Raw genomic sequence first — 18,272 nt, 5'->3', positions numbered from 1 at the left:
TTTTAAAGAAAGGGTGAGTATAATATGATTAGAGTTTCTGATATAATGGAAAAAGAAATTATAAATGTAAAAAATGGAAAAAGGATGGGATTCATAATAGACATAGATATGGATATTCATGAGGGAAAGGTAGTCTCATTTACCATCTTTGGAGATGGAAGTAGAAATTTTTTTTCAAGAGGAGGGGATGAAGAAGTTATATTTTGGAATGATATACTTAAAATAGGTTGTGATACAATAATAGTAAATATAGGTTCAGAGTTAAGCTTAGATGAATTTGAGATATAGTAGTTAAAACAAAGGAGGAATATATATGCAATGTCCTTATTGTAATTATAAAGAATCAAAGGTAATAGATTCTAGACATACAGATTTAAAATCTATCAGAAGAAGACGTGAATGTGAATCGTGTAAAAAGAGATTCACTACTTATGAGAAAATAGAAACAACTCCTTTAATGGTTATTAAAAAGGATAATAGTAGAGAGTATTTTGATAGAGAAAAGATAAAGTACGGGTTATTAAAAGCATGTGAAAAAAGACCTGTATCAATAGAAGATATTGAGAGTGTAGTTGTACATATTGAAAATGAAATAAATAAATGTTTTATAGAAGAAATTGAAACCAAAAGAATTGGTGAGATGGTAATGGACAAATTGAAAGACTTAGATGAAGTAGCTTATGTAAGATTTGCTTCTGTTTATAGACAATTTAAAGATATAAATACTTTTGTAAATGAGCTTAAAAGTATACTAATAGAAAAAGGAGACAAATGATGAAAGATTATATAAATATAAAAAATGTACAAGATATTAAAGAGTATGTTGATTTAAATGGTAACTGTAAAGAACTTGACGAAAAGTTAAATTCTATAAATCTAGTTATAACATGTAAGAATATAGATGCAAAAAGTAAAGAAGATATGTTAAAAGTATGTAAAGAATGTGATTTAAAATTTGAAAACCTAACTAGTAATTCTCAAATACATTCAGATATAGTTAACATAGTAAATAAAGATACTATAGGAAAGAGAATAGATGGAGATGCACTTATAACAAACTTAGAGAGAGTACCTCTTTTATTATTTACAGCAGATTGTGTACCTATATCAATCATAGATGCTAAAAATAAAGCCATAGGACTGGCTCATGCAGGTTGGAGAGGTACTTTTAGTAATATAGGTCATAAAACAATTAAATTAATGTCTGAATGTTATAAAACCGTTCCTGAAGATTTAGTTTGTATAATTGGTCCATCAATTGGACCTTGTTGTTATGAAGTATCTGAGGATTTGGTAGAAAAATTTAACACAATTCTTACAAATAATGATGAAAAGTTCTATATAATAAAAGAAGGAAGTTACTATTTAGATTTATGGAAAATTAATGAATATATGCTGAGATGTAGTGGAGTGAAAAAGGAGAATATAATAAATTTAAATTTATGCACTAGTTGTAGAGCAGATGAATTCCACTCTTATAGAAAACATAATAAGGCATCAGAACGAATAGGAACGGTACTACAGATAAAATAGAGAGGAGCTTTTTAATGAATACTAAAGTGCTTGTTATAGACGATGAAATGCATATAGTTGAGCTATTAAAATTCAATTTGGAGGTGTCAAATTACGAGGTTAGTTATTCATATGATGGGTTTGATGGATTTATAAAAGCTAAGGAAATTAAACCAGATTTAATACTTTTAGATTGGATGCTACCAAATATAAGTGGAATAGAAGTTTTGAGAAAAATAAGAAGTGATAAAGATTTAAAAAATATTCCTGTTATAATGCTTACTGCTAAAAATATGGAAAATGACAAGGTCGAAGGACTTGAAATAGGTGCTGATGACTATATAACTAAGCCATTTAGTATAAAGGAGTTGTTAGCTAGAATTAGTTCTGTGTTAAGAAGGTATAACTTGACTAGCTTAGGTGAAGAAAATAATATACTTACTACAGGTAATTTAAAATTAGATTTATCAAAGCATGAGGTCACTAAAGGTTCTGAAAAGATAGAGTTAACACTTAAAGAATTTGAATTGTTAAAATTATTAATTCAAAATAAAGGTAAAGTACTTTCAAGAAATTATCTTTTAGATAAAATATGGGGGTATGAATACTATGGAGAAACTAGAACAGTAGATGTCCATATAAGATATTTAAGAAAAAAAATAGAAGATGAAGATAAGTCAGAAAAATATATAGAGACTATAAGAGGTGTTGGATATAAAATAGATTAAAAAGGTTATATTTTAGGAGTGTTATCTTGTGGAAGAATTAAATAGCATATATTTTTTTATTGTTATGTTATCAATAGCTATTGTGATATTATCTGTAAGATATACAATAACATTAAGAAAATATTTAAAAGAATTTATATATGTCTCAAAAAAAGTAAGTAATAATGAATACCATGCTAGACTTAACATATCAGCTAAAGGAGAGCTTGGAGAATTAGCTAGAAATTTTAATCATATGATAAAAAATATGGATAAAACATTAGAAGAAGTACAGTATAAACATCTACAGTTAAGGTCTATATTAAAGAGTATATCGCATGGAATTTTAGCTATAGATGTAAATGGAAATATACTTCTTATAAATGATGAAGCAAAAGAAATGATAAAAAGTGAACCAAATCAATTGGTAGAAGGACACAATATTAATGTTGTAATAAAAGAAGAAGAAATATTAAAGCAAATACTTAGATTTATTGGTTCTAAAGATAATGAAACTGCAAATATTACGACTAAAGACGATATAGTATATAAAATAAAAGTAGACCCAGTGTATCTTCAAAACACCAATAATGTAATAATAGGTTCTATAGTAAACATAGAAGATATTACTAAAAAAGTTAAGCTTGAAAATATGAGAAGTGATTTTGTCGCAAATGTAAGTCATGAACTTAAAACACCTCTAACATCTATAAGTGGGTTTGTTGAAACACTAAAGTCAAATGAAAACATAGATGTAAATACTAGAAATAGATTCTTGGAAATAATAGAAAGTGAATCAGATAGATTAAAAAGATTGATTGATGATATATTATTATTATCATTCGTAGAAAATAAAGATACCCTTCTTATGGAAAATGTTGTGGTATATGATGTATTTAAAGAAGTATATGAAATAACACAACATTCAGCTAGAGAAAAAAATATAGAAGTCCTATATAAATGTGATGACAAATCAATAAGCATATTATCTAATAGAGATTATATAAAACAAGTATTTTTAAACTTAGTTGACAATGCTATAAAATACACTCAGGATAATGGGATTGTACAAGTTGTAGTTTTAAAAGATGAAGAAAAAATAGTAATTAAGGTTATAGATAATGGTGTAGGTATACCAAAAGAAGATGTAGAACGTATCTTTGAGCGATTCTATAGAGTAGATAAAGCAAGAAGTAGGGATGTAGGAGGAACGGGTCTAGGATTGGCTATAACTAAGCATATAGTTAAATCGCTAAATGGATGTATAAAAGTAAAAAGTGAGCTTGGTATTGGTAGTGAATTTATTGTTACAATACTACAAAAAAATTTCCTTAAATAGAAGGAAATTTTTTTTGTTTTTTGCACAAACTATATAAGAGAAGGAGCTGAGAAAATGGAAGAAAGTTTATTGAATGCAAATTTATTTAGACACTCTTTTATAGTTGCATTAGTTGTAGGAGTATTATGTAGAGGATTAGTTTTAAGAGTTACAGACAAACAGTACCCATCAAGACCACAAGATTATTTAGAACAGATAATAATATCAGGGCTTTCAGCTTCATTAGGTGCGATAGCATTGCCTGCACTTATAGATAAAGAGTTTTCAGCATTGACTTTTTTTGCAGTAGCAATACAACAATTTCAAGGACTTGCAGAACAAGAAAGAATAACATTAAAGAATATTGATAATGAAGAATTAGTTCCAAAAGGAGATGCTTATGTTGAAGAAATAGCATCTACCTATGAATCTAGAAGTTATATAAGTCTCTTTTCTGCATTAGTATCTTCTATAGTTTACATTGTTTTTGCAAGAAAGTATGACCTTAGCTTTTTTTATTGTACAGTATTAGCTATTGTATCAGGAGCTCTTGTTGGTTTAATTTTTAGAAGGTTTTTAAGAAGGAATAGCATAGCAGACATAGCAGATATAGTTCCTGCAAAAATAAGCTTTGAAGGGCCTATTTTAACAGTAAATGGAGTAATAATAACTAATATAGGTCTAGAAAGTACAAGAGAAAAATATAAAAATGAATGCCTAGCTATAGAGGTTATACCAAGAGACTTAGGTGCATTTGGAATAGTAAATGATGTAGGGCAAAGACAAGCTATAATACATAATCTATTTATTCATATGGGTATAGATAAAGATGTAGATGAGGTTGATATTGTGGCTATATCTAAGACTAATCTAGAAAAAAGTACTGTGGTTATACCATATATGCCAATACTCAAAGATATAGATGTCATGATAGATGTAGTAAAGAGTACACCTATTATAGAAACATCAAAAGGGAAACAGAGTGATTTTTCTAGGAAGACTTTGTAGATTTACATGTAAAATTTTAGAATAAATATTTTAGGAGTGATTTAATGGATAGAGTATTTTTTGTTGCTGTTATTATTGGTATGACATCCAGAATTATAATGTTAAATTTAGACCAAAAACAGTACCCAACACAACCAAACGTTTTGCTATCTCAGCTTATATTAGCATTTGTCGCTTCTTCATTAGGAGCGTTATTAGTTCCAGCTCTTATAAATCGTTCTTATACATCTATAACATTTTTATCTCTAGCAGCAGAACAATTTAGACAAGTAAGAGCTAATAGAAGGAATACATTACAAAACTTAGAGGAAGTTCAACTTGTAAAGAGAGGCGCTGCATTTATAGAAGAGATAGCTAGAACTTATGAAGTAAGAAATTATATGTGTATAGTTACATCCTTTTTAACAATAGGATTGTATTATGTAATACTTGCAGAAACAAAGATAAGTGAAGGCGTAAGTTTGATAATAAGTTCGGTTTGTGGATTAGTATTAGCCTTTATACTAAAAAAACTCCTTACTAGAAAAAGTATTGGAGATATAGCTGATGTAATGCCTGCTGAGATTAGTTTTGTGAATGAGTCGATATTGAAGGTAGGAGATTTAAAAGGTATAACAAATATAGGTCTAAAAAGTGATAGAGAAGTATATATTAATAGAGGTGTAGGAATACAAATAATTCCTAAAAATAAAGATTATGCTAATGCTGGAATATTATTTGATTCAGGTCAAAGACAAGCAATAGTATACAATATATATTCAAGATTAGGTTTATATGGAGATTATGGAGAACCTTCATTTGTACCATTACCTAGAAGAAATAAGGATGATGAAAGTATAATGATTGCTTATTTACCAATAGATAAGAATGTAGAAAAAGTAATGGAAGCTGTAAAGTCATGTCCAATACTTTCAAGTTCTAAAGGTAAAAACTTATCCCTAAAAAATTATAAAATAGGAAAGAAAGGAAGTGCATAAGATGGGAATGGATATAGGTTTAAACGAATATACCCTAGCTATAGTTACTTTAGATAAGAATATGAAAAATGGTGGAGGTTGCCCAATATTTTATGCAAACGATGAGAAAGACTTACAAAATAAGGCAATGTTGATGTCTAAGTGTGTAGGTGGAATGGTTCATGATATGACAAATGGAACGTTAATCATAGTAAAACATTAAGGTTATAAAATATTTCTAACAACAAATAGTATTCAAATTTTTAAAATACTTAAATTTGAATATTATTTGTTTTAATCTTTTTTATAGCTAGTTACTTATATTGACTATTAGAATTAAAATGTGTTATTATGACATGAAATGCTTAAAAATGCTATTATAAAATATAATAAACTTACAAACCGTATATGAAAATATATTATAATAAGCTTTGATGAATACAAAAGAGTGGTGAAAAAATTGGAAGTAAATGTAAAAAAAATAAATAACATTATAAGTAAGGTTTACAAAGATAGTATTGCAGAAGAAATGGGTATAGAAATAGGAGATTTACTTATATCTGTGAATGAACAGCCAATACATGATATAATAGAGTATAGATTCTTACTAAGTGATGAATATCTAGAAGTAGAAATACAAAAAAAAGATGGCGAAGTCTACATATACGAGATAGAAAAAGACTATGACGAAGATTTGGGTGTTGAATTTACAAATCCAATAATTGACCAAGCTAAAAGTTGTAGAAATAAATGTATGTTTTGTTTTATAGACCAGTTGCCAGAAGGAATGAGAGAAACTCTTTATTTTAAAGATGATGATTCGAGACTATCTTTTTTGCAAGGGAATTTTGTTACACTTACAAATATGAGTGAAGAAGATATAAATAATATCATTAAATATAGAATAAGTCCTATAAATATATCTGTGCATACGACTAACCCAGAATTAAGACAAAAAATGATAAGTAATAAATTTGCAGGAAAATTATATGGTATAATGAAGAGATTGGCAGATGCTCATATAGAAATGAACTGTCAAATTGTTTTATGTCCAAGTATAAATGATGGAAAAGAATTAGAGAGAACAATAAGAGAATTAGCTCAACTTTATCCATACGTAAATAGTGTTGCTATAGTACCAGTTGGAATTACAAAACACAGAGAAAATTTAGCAAACCTAGACATATTTGATAGTGAAGGTGCAAGTAGGACGATAGAACAGATACACAATATGCAAAAAAAATATCTTAATGAAATAGGGACTCGATTTGCCTTTTTATCAGATGAATTTTATATATTATCTAATAGAGAGTTACCTACATATGAAGAATATGAAGGTTTTTTACAGTTTGAAGATGGTGTAGGAATGATACGTAAGTTAAAATCAGAAATCGAAGAATATTTAAATACATTACCAGAAAAAATTCTTAAAAAAGAGAAAAGAGTTTCAATAGCTACTGGTCATTCTGCATATGAATTCATACAGAGTATGGCAAATGCTATGATGGACAAGTTTAAAAATCTTCAGGTAGATGTGTATGAGATAAAAAATAAATTTTTTGGAGAGACAATAACTGTATCAGGTCTTTTAACAGCTAAAGATTTAAGAGAGCAACTTGAAAATAAAGAATTAGGAGAAGCTCTTTATATAACAAGAAGTATGCTAAAAGCAGATGAAGAAATTTTCTTAGATAATATTGAATTAAATCAATTAGAAGAACTTATGAAAATAAAAATTATCCCATGTTTGAATGAAGGAAAAGACTTTGTGGATAAAATTTTAAAATAGAAAACAAAAGATGGAAGGAGAAACAACATGAGTATAAGTAGGCCAGTTGTAGCTGTAGTTGGGAGACCAAACGTTGGTAAGTCTACAATATTTAATAAATTTGCAGGAAAAAGGATATCGATAGTTGAAAATACACCTGGAGTTACAAGGGATAGAATATTTGCTGAAGTAGAGTGGTTAGATAAGTATTTTACATTAGTAGATACAGGAGGAATTGAACCTGATAGCGAAGACATAATATTATCTCAAATGAGAAGTCAAGCTATGCTTGCAATGGACATGTCACATGTAATACTTTTTATAGTTGATGGTAAGGCTGGAATAACAGCAGCTGATAAGGAAATTGCACAGTTACTTAGAAAGACAAAAAAACCAGTAATATTAGTAGTTAATAAGATTGATAGTCAGAGTCAATTTGACAATATATACGATTTTTATGAATTAGGATTTGGAACTCCTTTTGCAGTTTCAGGAGCTAATAGTATGGGATTTGGAGATTTATTAGATGAGATAGTTGAAAATTTTCCAGCAGGATTAGATACAGAGTATGAAGAAGATATAATAAGAGTAGCCATAACAGGTAAACCAAATGCAGGTAAAAGTTCTATACTTAACAAAATACTTGGAGAAGAAAGAGTAATTGTAAGTCCGATTGCGGGTACTACTAGAGATGCAATTGATACTTATTTTGAGAAGAATGGACAGAAATTCCTTTTGATAGATACAGCAGGGCTTAGAAGAAAAAGTAAAATATATGAGACAATAGAAAAATACAGTGTAATAAGAGCCATGAGTGCTGTAGATAGAGCAGATGTAGTATTAATTGTAATAGATGCCTTAGAAGGTGTAACAGAACAAGATACAAAAGTTGCTGGTATAGCACATGATGAAGGTAAAGGATGTATATTTGTAATCAATAAATGGGATTTAATAGAGAAAGATAATAAGACTATGAGTAATTACACAAAAGATATAAAAGAAAAATTCCCATTTATGATGTATGCTCCAATTGTGTTTGTTTCTGCAAAGACTAATCAGAGAATGAATAAGATATTGGATACAGTTGAGTATGTATCAAATGAACATTCTAAGCGAATATCGACTTCAGCATTAAATGAGGTAATTGGAGAAGCAGTAATGTTAAATCAACCACCATCTGATAAAGGTAGAAGGTTAAAAATTTACTATGGAACTCAAACAGACATTAGACCTCCTAAGATTACATTGTTTATAAATGATAAGGACTTAACTCATTTTTCATATCAAAGGTATCTTGAAAATAAGATAAGAGAAAACTTTGGATTTGAAGGAACTTCCATAAAATTTGAGTATAGACAAAAAAATAAGAAATAAATATTTAAAATATAACTAAAAGGGGGAATTTCAGTGGAGATATTTAGTTATATAATTATCGCTGTTGTTGCATATCTTTTAGGCAATATATCGACTTCATACATAGTTGCAAAGCGAATTGCTGGAGTTGATATAAGGACTCAAGGTTCAGGTAATGCAGGTTCAACAAATGTACTTAGAACACTTGGAAAAAGAGCAGGAGCAATGACATTTTTAGGAGATGTTCTTAAAGGTGTAATGGCTGTGTTAATATCAGAGCTTGCAGCAAGATTAGTTGGTATAGATACTCTTTTAGCTGGATATCTGGCAGTTATATGTGTTGTAGCAGGTCATAATTGGCCAGCAGTTTTAGGGTTTAGAGGAGGTAAAGGTGTTGCAACTTCGTTAGGGGCAATGCTTGCTGTAAATCCAGTAATAACACTAATGTGTCTAGCAGTATTTATATTGGTGGTAGTTATAACAAAGTATGTTTCATTAGGTTCTGTCGTAGGAATCGGATGTTCACCAATATTTATGATTATAGTAAAAAATAAAGCTGGTTTAATAGTAGCTTTGTTTTTAACTGCATCAGTAATATACAATCATAGAGCAAATATAAAGCGATTATTAAATGGGACAGAGAGAAAGATTGGTCAAAAGAAAGAATAGTAAATATATTATACTCAGGTGGTGTTAAACATGGAGAAAGTATGTGTATTAGGTACTGGAAGTTGGGGAAGTGCATTAGCTTTAGGTCTTGCAAAAAAAGGTAACGATGTGAGTATGTGGACTCGAAAAGAGGAACAAGCTAAAAAAATAAATAGGACTAAAGAAAATACAGACTATTTACCAGGAGTATTATTTCCAAATAATATAACTATAAGTACTGACATAGACAAAACTATAAAAGATTGTAAAGTGATAATTTTAGCAGTTCCATCACAGGCTGTAAGGAGTACTTGCCAAAAAATAAAACCATTTATAAAAGAGGGACAAGTTATTGTTAATGTGGCAAAAGGTCTTGAAAAAGGTACTGGACTTAGATTATCTCAAGTCTGTGAAGAAGAATTACCACAAAATCCATACGTAATACTATCTGGGCCATCTCATGCTGAAGAAGTAGCAAGAGAAATCCCTACTACAGTAGTAGTAGCTTCTGAAGATTTAAAAATAGCACAGATGATACAAGACTTATTTATGAGTCCTAAACTTAGAGTTTATACGAATCCAGATATAGTTGGAGTAGAACTTGGAGGAGCATTAAAAAATATTATAGCCTTTGGAGCTGGAATATGTGATGGATTAGGATATGGTGATAATGCAAAAGCTGCTCTTATGACAAGAGGTATTAGTGAAATGAGTAGACTTGGAATTGCTATGGGAGCTAATGTGTCTACATTTGCAGGTCTTTCAGGTATAGGAGATTTAATTGTTACTTGTACAAGTATGCATAGTAGAAATAGAAGAGCTGGTATACTTATAGGTCAAGGTATGAGCCTAGAAAATACTTTAAAAGAAGTAAAGATGGTTGTAGAAGGTATAACTGCTACTGAAGTAGCACACGATGTAGCTGAAAAATTGAATATAGACATGCCAATAACTAATGCTATATATTCTGTAATAAACAAAGGTTCAGATCCTAAGGAAGTTGGAATAGAACTAATGATGAGAAGTAAAAAGCATGAAATGGAAGAAGTCGTTTTAGGTGATGAGATATAAGTCATTGTAATACAAAATAAAAAATAATAAATTTGTTTTAGCCCTCTTTAATATAAAGAGGGCTATTTTAATTTTATATAGCATAGTCTATGTATATACAGTATAATAAATTATTTTATATGCAATTTATAGTTATCATGATTGTCATTATATCTTTTTAATATAATGGATTTTAATAAATTTAATCCACCTTAAAGTTTACCAGTTTCTGTATGTAGGGGAAATTAATATTGCTAGTCTTTATTTTTCTATTTTAAGAATATTAACCCCTAACTCTAAATATAATTTAATAAGATTAGATGTATAGGAGGAATAATATGAATAATAACATATACGAAGATATATCCAAAAGGACTCAGGGGGATATATATATTGGAGTAGTGGGTCCTGTAAGAACAGGAAAATCAACTTTTATAAGAAAATTTATGGAAAAGTTGGTTATACCAAACATAGACAATGAGTTTAAGAAGGATAGAACAAGAGATGAGATACCTCAAAGTGGCTCAGGTAAAACTATAATGACAGTAGAACCAAAATTTGTACCAGCAGATGGCGTAGAAATTAAAATAAAAGACACAGTATCTCTGAAAGTAAGAATGGTAGATTGTGTTGGATACATAGTTGAAGGAGCTTTAGGGCATGAGGAAGGTGGAAAACAAAGATTGGTATCAACTCCTTGGTCACAAGAAGCTATGACATTTGAAAAAGCAGCAGAAATAGGAACTAAAAAAGTTATAAAAGACCATTCTACAATAGGGGTAGTTGTGTTGACAGATGGTTCAGTTACTGGTATTGACAGAAAAAGTTATGTAGAGCCAGAAGAAAGAGTTATACAAGAATTAAAAAGTCTTAAAAAACCATTTGCTGTTGTTTTAAATACACTAAGTCCAAAAAGTGAGGAAACAAGTATGCTTAGAAATGAATTGGAAGAAAAGTATGAAGTTCCAGTTCTTCCAATGAATGTAGTTGAAATGGAAGAAGATGATATAGAGGAAGTTATGGAAGCTGTATTGTATGATTTCCCACTTACAGAAATAAGAATTAATTTACCTAAATGGGTTGAAGGTCTAGAAAGAAATCACTGGATAAAAAGTAGCATAATAACAACATTAAAACAAAGTATCATAGATATAGGAAAAATAAGAGATATAGAAGGAATTATGCAAGGATTTTCTGAGTTAGAGTTTTTGGAGGATACAGGTGTTGATAATGTAGAGTTAGGAGAAGGCGTTATAAATATTGATTTACAGACAAAGCAAGATTTATTCTATAATGTCCTTGAAGAAAAGAGTGGATTTAAAATTGAGGGAGATTATCAATTGCTTAGTCTAATAACTAGATTATCTAAGGTTAAGAATGAGTATGATAAAATAGAAAGTGCTTTAGTAGATGCTAAGATAAAAGGATATGGAGTAGTAGCTCCTTCTCTAGAAGAACTTAGTTTAGAGGAACCAGAAATAATGAAACAAGGAAAACAATATGGTATCAAGCTAAGAGCTAATGCACCATCACTTCATATTATAAAGGCAGATATATCTACAGAAGTTTCTCCAATAGTTGGTAATCAGAATCAAGGTGAAGAGATGATAAAATATCTTATGGAGGTGTTTGAAGAGCAACCAGCAGATTTATGGGAATCAAATATGTTTGGTAAGTCACTTCATGATTTAGTGAAAGAACAATTACAGAGTAAATTGTATACTATGCCAGAAGAGATAAGAGTTAAGATGCAAAAGACTCTACAAAAAATTGTAAATGAAGGAAGCTCTAATATTATAACTATTTTATTATAAGAATATAAGCTACTTATTAAAGTTAAACGATTGTTTACTTTATTAAGTAGCTTTTTATTTATAAAAATTGACAACAAGTGCTAATTATGGAAAAATTATATATATAAGATACATTTTTCAACATTATTATATTAAAATATTAGGAGTAAAAGATGAAGAAGTCTGAAATATTTATTTTTGTAAGCATAATAATACTCTGTTTTGTAATTTATCCAAACAAGGTATTTGGACAAGAGGATAATTGTTTTGAAGATTTTGAAAGGTGGGTTCAAGAAAATAAAAATAACAAAGAAGAAATAGTTTATACTCTTCCTTGTGATATGGTAATAGATGAAGAGTTTAGATTTTATATTCCTTATGACAGTAATTTTACAATAGATACCAACAAATATAAAATACTGATAAAAAATCATGGAAGATTTATTATTGATGATAATGAACTAAATATAATAGGTGAAGGAGGAAAAGAAGGAGTAATACATGTAGAAACTGGTGGAAGTATAAGTATCGGTATAAATAACATAATTGCTACTGATGGGACAGCCTTATACGTTGAAGAAGGAGGAGACTTATATATTAAATCATCCTATGAATCTGTTGAAAAAATAAAGGCAAATGGAAAAGATGCAATAGGAATTTATACTGAAAATGATATTAGAATATTAAATAAGGATATTGAAGTGAATGGAGAGAGTGCTATAGGTGTTTATTCTAAAGGTGATGTTGAGATAGAAGAATCTTCAATAAAAGCTTATAGTAGTAGCAAAGAAAATGGATTATTAAGAGCTAATAATAAGGCTGTACAATCAATTGTATCAGAAAGCAAGAAAGTTTATATAATTGATAACTCTAATGAGCTTATGCCAGCTATATCTGAAGATTCTGGCTATAATATTATAACATGTTGCCATAGGGGAATTGATGTATTTAGTGAAGAAATAAAAGTAAGTAAAGATGATAAAATAGAAGATATAAAATTTCCGAAAGATATGGTATTAGAAACATCTAGTGGTAATCAACTTGATATAGATGTAGAATGGGATTTTACTGGTTATTATGAAAAGTTAAAAAAAGAAGAAACTTTTAGTATAACAGGAAAGTTTAAAATAGAAACATTAAATAGAGAAAAAATTGTAATAAATGATGATGTTGTTCCTATTTTGGACATATCTGTTGCAGAGAAAAAACCAATAGATAATTTGGAATTAGATTATCAAAACACAAGAGATGGATATGTAGCTGTTTTGTATTTTGATATGCCATACAATGCAAATAAAGTTTTTGTTGAATATTCAGCAGATGGAATCAATTGGACATCTGAGGAACAGGAAGATATTAGAGACCAAGCTATACTTTTTTTTGAAGATTTTAAGCTACGTTGTTTTAGAGTAAGAGTGGAAGGCGGATTAAAAGAAGGTTATTCAAATATGGTTTTTAAACCAGGATTTATAATGGGTGGTGGTGACAATCAAGAGACACCAGATGATGAAAAGGGAAATGATGATATTGATGGTGACCGTGGCGGTGGTGGTAGAGATGACCCAGATAGAGAAAATGATGAATTTGATTTAGATGATAATAAGGAAAATGATAATTCCACTGAAGAAATACCTGAAGATTCTAACAATATAACAAATTTCAATAATGAAGAAAAAGATAATATTCACCAAGAGGATGAAAAAAATGATAAGTCTAATGAAGATATTATAGAGAAAGATAAAGAAACTAATAAGACTAATATCAATAACAGAGATAATGATATTAAGAATGATGAATTAACTATTATAGACAAGTATGAGAATCGTTTAATTCAAATATTAAAAAGAGATTATGAAGAAAATCAGGAAAGTAAAAACACAACTGATAGTAAAAAAATATCAAATGAAAAAGAGACTTTTAAATTAGATAAATTTAATAATAGCTCAAACTCTACTTCTAATTCACATAGTAAAACTCAGAATTTTCAAGGTAGGAGTGTTATTTGGGGTGGAATTATAGTATCAGTTATGTCATTTTCAATAGTAGTAGTAAATCCTGGTATCATAAAATATGTAGATAAATTTATAAAACATAAAAAATAGACAGAATCGTTTAAAGCATTTTAAGCTTATTAAAAAATTAATAGGAGAACAATATGAATAAAATAAATAAAATTTTTCTTCTTATAAATTTATTAACTATAATTTTTATAATTTTACCAAGTAAGAGTTTCTCACAAGAAAATAATTGTTTAGAAGATTTTAAAAATTGGGTTGTAAAAAATGAAGATAATAAGAAAGAAATAGTTTATACTCTTCCTTGCGATATGATAGTAGATAATTATTTTGAATTTAGTATTCCATATGGAACTAATATTACAATAGATACAAATAAATATAAGATACTTATAAAAGATAAAGGACATTTTAATATTAATGGAAACAAGCTAAATATAATTGGAGAGGGTGGAAGTGAAGGAGTAATACATGTAGAAAAGGGAGGAAAATTAAATATAGGAATAGATAATATAGTTGCATTAAATGGAACTGCGTTATATGTTGAAAAAGATGCAAATTTGAGTATAGATAAATATTATGAGGAGATTGGAAATATAAAAGCAAATGGAGAAAATGCAATAGGAATTTATTCGGAAAATGATATTAGAGTAGATTCTAAAACAATTGAAGCTGATGGAGAAAATGCAATAGGAATTTATTGTAAAGGAGAAGTCGAAATAGAAGATACCTCAATAATTATACATAGTGGTAATAAGAAGCAAAATGTATTATTGGAAAATAAAAAAGTTAACTCGATTGTATCAGAAGCAAATAAGATTTATATTATTGGAGAACAGAATACAATTACTCCAGATATACCTCAGAATAAGAATTACGAGATAGTAAATTGTAACTATAGAGGGATTAGAGCTTTTGAAAAAGAAATGAACATATCAAAAGAGGATAAAGTAGAAGATATAATATTACCAGATAAAGTACGTTTAAGAACTTCTAGTATGAACTCTATAGATTTAGATGTTGAGTGGGATTTATCAAACTATTATAATGATTTAAATAATAATACAGAGTTTATTATAATAGGTAAATTTAAAGAAGAAGATTTAAATGAGAAGAACATAATTGTAAACAATGATGTTATTCCTGTTTTACATGTCTATATTGTTAATAAAAAACCTATAGATGATTTAGAAGTATCTTTCTTAAATTTTAAAAATGGTTATCTAGCTATACTAGATTATAGTATGCCATATAGTGCTAAAAAAGTATTTGTGGAATATTCAGAGGATGGTGTAAATTGGGTAAGTGAAGAATTAGAGAATATTAGTAATCAGGTTATGCTTGATTTTGAAGATTTCAAGTTACGATGTTTTAGGATAAAGGTAGAAGGTGGATTGAAAGAAGGTTATTCAAATGTGTTTTTAAAGCCTGGATTTGTAATGGGAGGAGGAGGTAATCAAATTACACCAGATGATGAACAAGAAGTCGATGATGATAGTGGAGACCGTGGAGGTGGAGGTAGAGATGACCCAGATAGAGAAGACCCAGATAGAGAAGACAATAAGATTAATTCAGGTGTAAATAATAAAAATAACAATAATACTGATGAGCAAAGACCATTAGATTCAAGTAATGTCACAGAAGATAATGGAGAAGAAAAAAATAATAATCTACAAGATGAAGAAAATAATAAGTCACATGAAAAACATACTGAAATAGATAAAGAAATACACAAAGAAAAGAGTGAAGAGAATATCAATAATAAAGTTAAAAATAATAATTTGATTGAAAAAAATAAAATTGAAAATAATTTAGAACAAGACCTAAAAGAAGGTTATAAGGAAAATAATGAATTTTCTAAAAATACACATAAAGATAAAGTAATTTTAAGTAAGACAGATGGTATTGAAGTAAATAATTCTAATGATAAACTAAAATCTATTTCAAAGCCATATGATAAGACTCAGAGTTCTAAAAGTGAGCTTATAATTAGAGTTAAAATCATAGTTTTAACCATGTTATTTTCAGTAGTAGTAATAAATAGGGATATTATAAAATATATAGATAAAATTATAAGATTAAGAATTAATAAATAAAATACATTAAAGAGACATAATTTTACTTGACAGAATAATCAAATAGGAGAAAAAAATGAATAAAAAAAATAAGATATTTCTTCTTATAACTTTATTAGTAAGTATTTTTATAATTTTACCAAAGAAGAGCTTTTCTCAAGAAGACAATTGTTTGGATGATTTTAAAAATTGGATTGTAAAAAATGAAGATAATGAGGGAGACATAGTTTATTCTCTTACATGTGATATGGTAATAGATAATTATTTTGGATTTAGTATTCCCTATGGGACTAATATCACAATAGATACAAACCAATATAAAATACTTATAAAAGATAAAGGTAATTTTAATATTAGTGGTAATAAGTTAAATATAATTGGAGAAGGAGGGAATGAAGGTGTAATACATGTAGAAAGGGGAGGCAAATTAAATATAGGAATAGATAATATAGTTGCACTGAATGGAACTGCTTTATATGTAGAGAAAGAAGCTAAATTAGTTCTAGCTACATATTATGGAAAAACTGGTAATATACGTGCAAGTGGAGATAACGCAATAGGAATTTATTCAGAAAATGATATTAAGGTAGAATCTAGAATAATTGAGGTTAATGGAAAAGATGCTGTAGGTATTTACTGTAATGGAGAAGTGGAAATAGAGAGTACATCAGTAATTGTTAATAAGAATAACCAACAAAACACAATCGCAAATAATACAAAAGGCGAATCAATTGTATCAAAAACTAAGATTGTTTATATCATCGGTGATGGGAATGTAATAATGCCAGACATACCACAAGATGAAGATTATAATATTATAAGATGTAATCTTAGAGGCATTAGTGTATTTGAAGAGGAATTGATATTAACAAAAGATGATAAAATTGAGGATGTAGAGCTCCCAAAAGAAGTAAGTCTAAAAACTTCAAGTGGAAAAATTGCAAATATAAATGTAGAGTGGGATTTATCAAATTACTATACTGATTTAAATAAAAATCTAGAGTTTATTATAAGAGGTAAATTTGATGAAAATATTCTAAATGAAAAAAATATAGTATTAAATCAAGATGTTTTTCCAGTTATAAATATCTCTATTAGAAATAAGGAGCCTATAAATAATTTAGTTGTGTATTTTAGAAACCGAGAATATGGTTATACAGCTGTCTTAGATTATGACATGCCATATAATGCAAAAAAGGTATTTGTGGAATATTCTGATGATGGTATAAGTTGGATAAGCAGTGAACTAGAGTATATTACAAATCAAGTCATAATTAATTTTAAAGATTTTAAGTTGAGATGTTTTAGAGTAAAAGTAGAAGGTGGATTAAGAGATGGGTATTCAAATATATTTTTAAAACCTGGATTTGTATTAGGAGGGGGGAATAATCAGATTACACCAGATGATGAACAAGAAAATGACGATGCTGGTGGTGACCGTGGAGGAGGAGGAAGAGATGACCCAGATAGAGAAGAAGATAATAATAGTAGTAATGATGAAAAAACTCCTAATACTCCAAATGACAACAATATAGAATCTGATTCTAGCAGTACTACAAGTAAGAATCCTCCAAAAGATAACGATGATAATAATATAACTAGTGATGAAGAAAAAGATGAGATTTTAAAAAATGAAGATGAGTTAAAAAATGAGGATAAATCTAATAAAAGTTTTATCTTAGAAAATGATAATAAAGGCCTAAAACAAAAAACTGTATTTAGCACTAATAATCAATCATATTTTTATAATGAAGATTTTTATAATGACAATTTAGATATGAATAATAATCAATCAAAAACAAATAATCAAGTAAATCACAATAATGAAAAAAAAGATGAAACTAATACTAAATTATCACCTAAAAAATATAGCATTGGAAAAGAGAGTTTCATTTTAATTGGAGTGTTAAGTTTAACTATGTTTTGCTCTATATTGATTGTAAATCCTGGCACAAGAAAAAATATAATTAGATTCATAAAAATAAAAAAATAATTTTTAGAAAGGTATTGCTTATCAAATTATGAGTTTGTTAAGTGATACCTTTCATTATTATGAAAACTATATATTG

General features: G+C 28.3%; 16 protein-coding genes. All 16 read left to right on the top strand.

All coding sequences use genetic code 11. The features are described from left to right. Positions 1-24 precede the first annotated feature (24 nt). Positions 25-288 (top strand): YlmC/YmxH family sporulation protein, encoded by a 264-nt coding sequence (locus ACTG46_RS14515; RefSeq protein ID WP_054271213.1) that lies wholly within the window; start codon positions 25-27, stop codon positions 286-288. Between the two features lie 25 nt (positions 289-313). Beyond that, on the top strand, positions 314-775 hold the full coding sequence (gene nrdR / locus ACTG46_RS14510; protein WP_054271212.1) for a transcriptional regulator NrdR: 462 nt from the start codon (positions 314-316) through the stop codon (positions 773-775). Beyond that, positions 772-1,533 carry a peptidoglycan editing factor PgeF gene (gene pgeF / locus ACTG46_RS14505; RefSeq protein ID WP_079739773.1) on the top strand — a complete coding sequence of 254 codons (762 nt, stop codon included), beginning with the start codon at positions 772-774 and terminating at the stop codon, positions 1,531-1,533. The genes nrdR and pgeF overlap by 4 nt, the downstream gene beginning before the upstream one ends. 14 nt (positions 1,534-1,547) lie before the next feature. Beyond that, complete coding sequence (locus ACTG46_RS14500; RefSeq protein WP_003416112.1) at positions 1,548-2,240, top strand: winged helix-turn-helix domain-containing protein; 693 nt, start codon at positions 1,548-1,550, stop codon at positions 2,238-2,240. A 28-nt stretch (positions 2,241-2,268) separates the two neighbouring features. After that, positions 2,269-3,558, top strand: a complete 1,290-nt coding sequence (locus tag ACTG46_RS14495; protein WP_054271210.1) for a HAMP domain-containing sensor histidine kinase — start codon at positions 2,269-2,271, stop codon at positions 3,556-3,558. A gap of 54 nt (positions 3,559-3,612) precedes the next feature. After that, on the top strand, positions 3,613-4,545 hold the full coding sequence (locus ACTG46_RS14490) for a YIEGIA family protein (RefSeq protein WP_054271209.1): 933 nt from the start codon (positions 3,613-3,615) through the stop codon (positions 4,543-4,545). Positions 4,546-4,589: 44 nt separating this feature from the next. Then, positions 4,590-5,522 (top strand): YIEGIA family protein, encoded by a 933-nt coding sequence (locus tag ACTG46_RS14485; protein ID WP_054271208.1) that lies wholly within the window; start codon positions 4,590-4,592, stop codon positions 5,520-5,522. Between the two features lies 1 nt (position 5,523). Continuing rightward, on the top strand, positions 5,524-5,724 hold the full coding sequence (locus tag ACTG46_RS14480; protein WP_021385530.1) for a capping complex subunit for YIEGIA: 201 nt from the start codon (positions 5,524-5,526) through the stop codon (positions 5,722-5,724). Between the two features lie 237 nt (positions 5,725-5,961). Beyond that, positions 5,962-7,290, top strand: coding sequence for a DUF512 domain-containing protein (locus tag ACTG46_RS14475; RefSeq protein WP_479923055.1), 1,329 nt, complete (start codon positions 5,962-5,964; stop codon positions 7,288-7,290). Between the two features lie 27 nt (positions 7,291-7,317). Next, the gene (gene der / locus ACTG46_RS14470; protein WP_054271206.1) at positions 7,318-8,643 is read left to right on the top strand and encodes a ribosome biogenesis GTPase Der; all 1,326 of its coding nucleotides are present in this window, start codon (positions 7,318-7,320) and stop codon (positions 8,641-8,643) included. A 33-nt stretch (positions 8,644-8,676) separates the two neighbouring features. Next, positions 8,677-9,291, top strand: a complete 615-nt coding sequence (gene plsY / locus ACTG46_RS14465) for a glycerol-3-phosphate 1-O-acyltransferase PlsY (protein ID WP_021385546.1) — start codon at positions 8,677-8,679, stop codon at positions 9,289-9,291. A gap of 30 nt (positions 9,292-9,321) precedes the next feature. Then, positions 9,322-10,341: an NAD(P)H-dependent glycerol-3-phosphate dehydrogenase gene (locus tag ACTG46_RS14460; RefSeq protein WP_054271205.1), complete on the top strand. Its 1,020-nt coding sequence runs from the start codon at positions 9,322-9,324 to the stop codon at positions 10,339-10,341. Positions 10,342-10,658: 317 nt separating this feature from the next. Then, on the top strand, positions 10,659-12,134 hold the full coding sequence (gene spoIVA / locus ACTG46_RS14455) for a stage IV sporulation protein A (protein WP_054271204.1): 1,476 nt from the start codon (positions 10,659-10,661) through the stop codon (positions 12,132-12,134). 152 nt (positions 12,135-12,286) lie between these two features. Further along, a complete protein-coding gene (locus tag ACTG46_RS14450; protein ID WP_479923054.1) occupies positions 12,287-14,215 on the top strand; it encodes a hypothetical protein in 1,929 nt (642 codons plus the stop codon). 53 nt (positions 14,216-14,268) lie between these two features. Next, a complete protein-coding gene (locus tag ACTG46_RS14445) occupies positions 14,269-16,224 on the top strand; it encodes a hypothetical protein (protein WP_479923053.1) in 1,956 nt (651 codons plus the stop codon). A gap of 55 nt (positions 16,225-16,279) precedes the next feature. Beyond that, positions 16,280-18,196: a hypothetical protein gene (locus tag ACTG46_RS14440; protein ID WP_479923052.1), complete on the top strand. Its 1,917-nt coding sequence runs from the start codon at positions 16,280-16,282 to the stop codon at positions 18,194-18,196. Positions 18,197-18,272: the final 76 nt, after the last annotated feature.

It is taken from the genome of Clostridioides sp. LIBA-7678 (genome assembly GCF_056716065.1).
The sequence above is the reverse complement of the archived record's forward strand: the minus strand, read 5'-3'. Positions and strand labels throughout refer to the sequence as shown.

What these genes read in the sequence shown, in the direction of transcription:
- der (WP_054271206.1), top strand. Translation starts at nt 7,318, where the DNA reads ATGAGTATAAGTAGGCCAGTTGTAGCTGTAGTTGGGAGACCAAACGTT.
- ACTG46_RS14480 (WP_021385530.1), top strand. Translation starts at nt 5,524, where the DNA reads ATGGGAATGGATATAGGTTTAAACGAATATACCCTAGCTATAGTTACT.
- ACTG46_RS14450 (WP_479923054.1), top strand. Translation starts at nt 12,287, where the DNA reads ATGAAGAAGTCTGAAATATTTATTTTTGTAAGCATAATAATACTCTGT.
- ACTG46_RS14515 (WP_054271213.1), top strand. Translation starts at nt 25, where the DNA reads ATGATTAGAGTTTCTGATATAATGGAAAAAGAAATTATAAATGTAAAA.
- ACTG46_RS14440 (WP_479923052.1), top strand. Translation starts at nt 16,280, where the DNA reads ATGAATAAAAAAAATAAGATATTTCTTCTTATAACTTTATTAGTAAGT.
- ACTG46_RS14490 (WP_054271209.1), top strand. Translation starts at nt 3,613, where the DNA reads ATGGAAGAAAGTTTATTGAATGCAAATTTATTTAGACACTCTTTTATA.
- nrdR (WP_054271212.1), top strand. Translation starts at nt 314, where the DNA reads ATGCAATGTCCTTATTGTAATTATAAAGAATCAAAGGTAATAGATTCT.
- ACTG46_RS14485 (WP_054271208.1), top strand. Translation starts at nt 4,590, where the DNA reads ATGGATAGAGTATTTTTTGTTGCTGTTATTATTGGTATGACATCCAGA.
- ACTG46_RS14500 (WP_003416112.1), top strand. Translation starts at nt 1,548, where the DNA reads ATGAATACTAAAGTGCTTGTTATAGACGATGAAATGCATATAGTTGAG.
- ACTG46_RS14460 (WP_054271205.1), top strand. Translation starts at nt 9,322, where the DNA reads ATGGAGAAAGTATGTGTATTAGGTACTGGAAGTTGGGGAAGTGCATTA.
- spoIVA (WP_054271204.1), top strand. Translation starts at nt 10,659, where the DNA reads ATGAATAATAACATATACGAAGATATATCCAAAAGGACTCAGGGGGAT.
- pgeF (WP_079739773.1), top strand. Translation starts at nt 772, where the DNA reads ATGATGAAAGATTATATAAATATAAAAAATGTACAAGATATTAAAGAG.
- ACTG46_RS14445 (WP_479923053.1), top strand. Translation starts at nt 14,269, where the DNA reads ATGAATAAAATAAATAAAATTTTTCTTCTTATAAATTTATTAACTATA.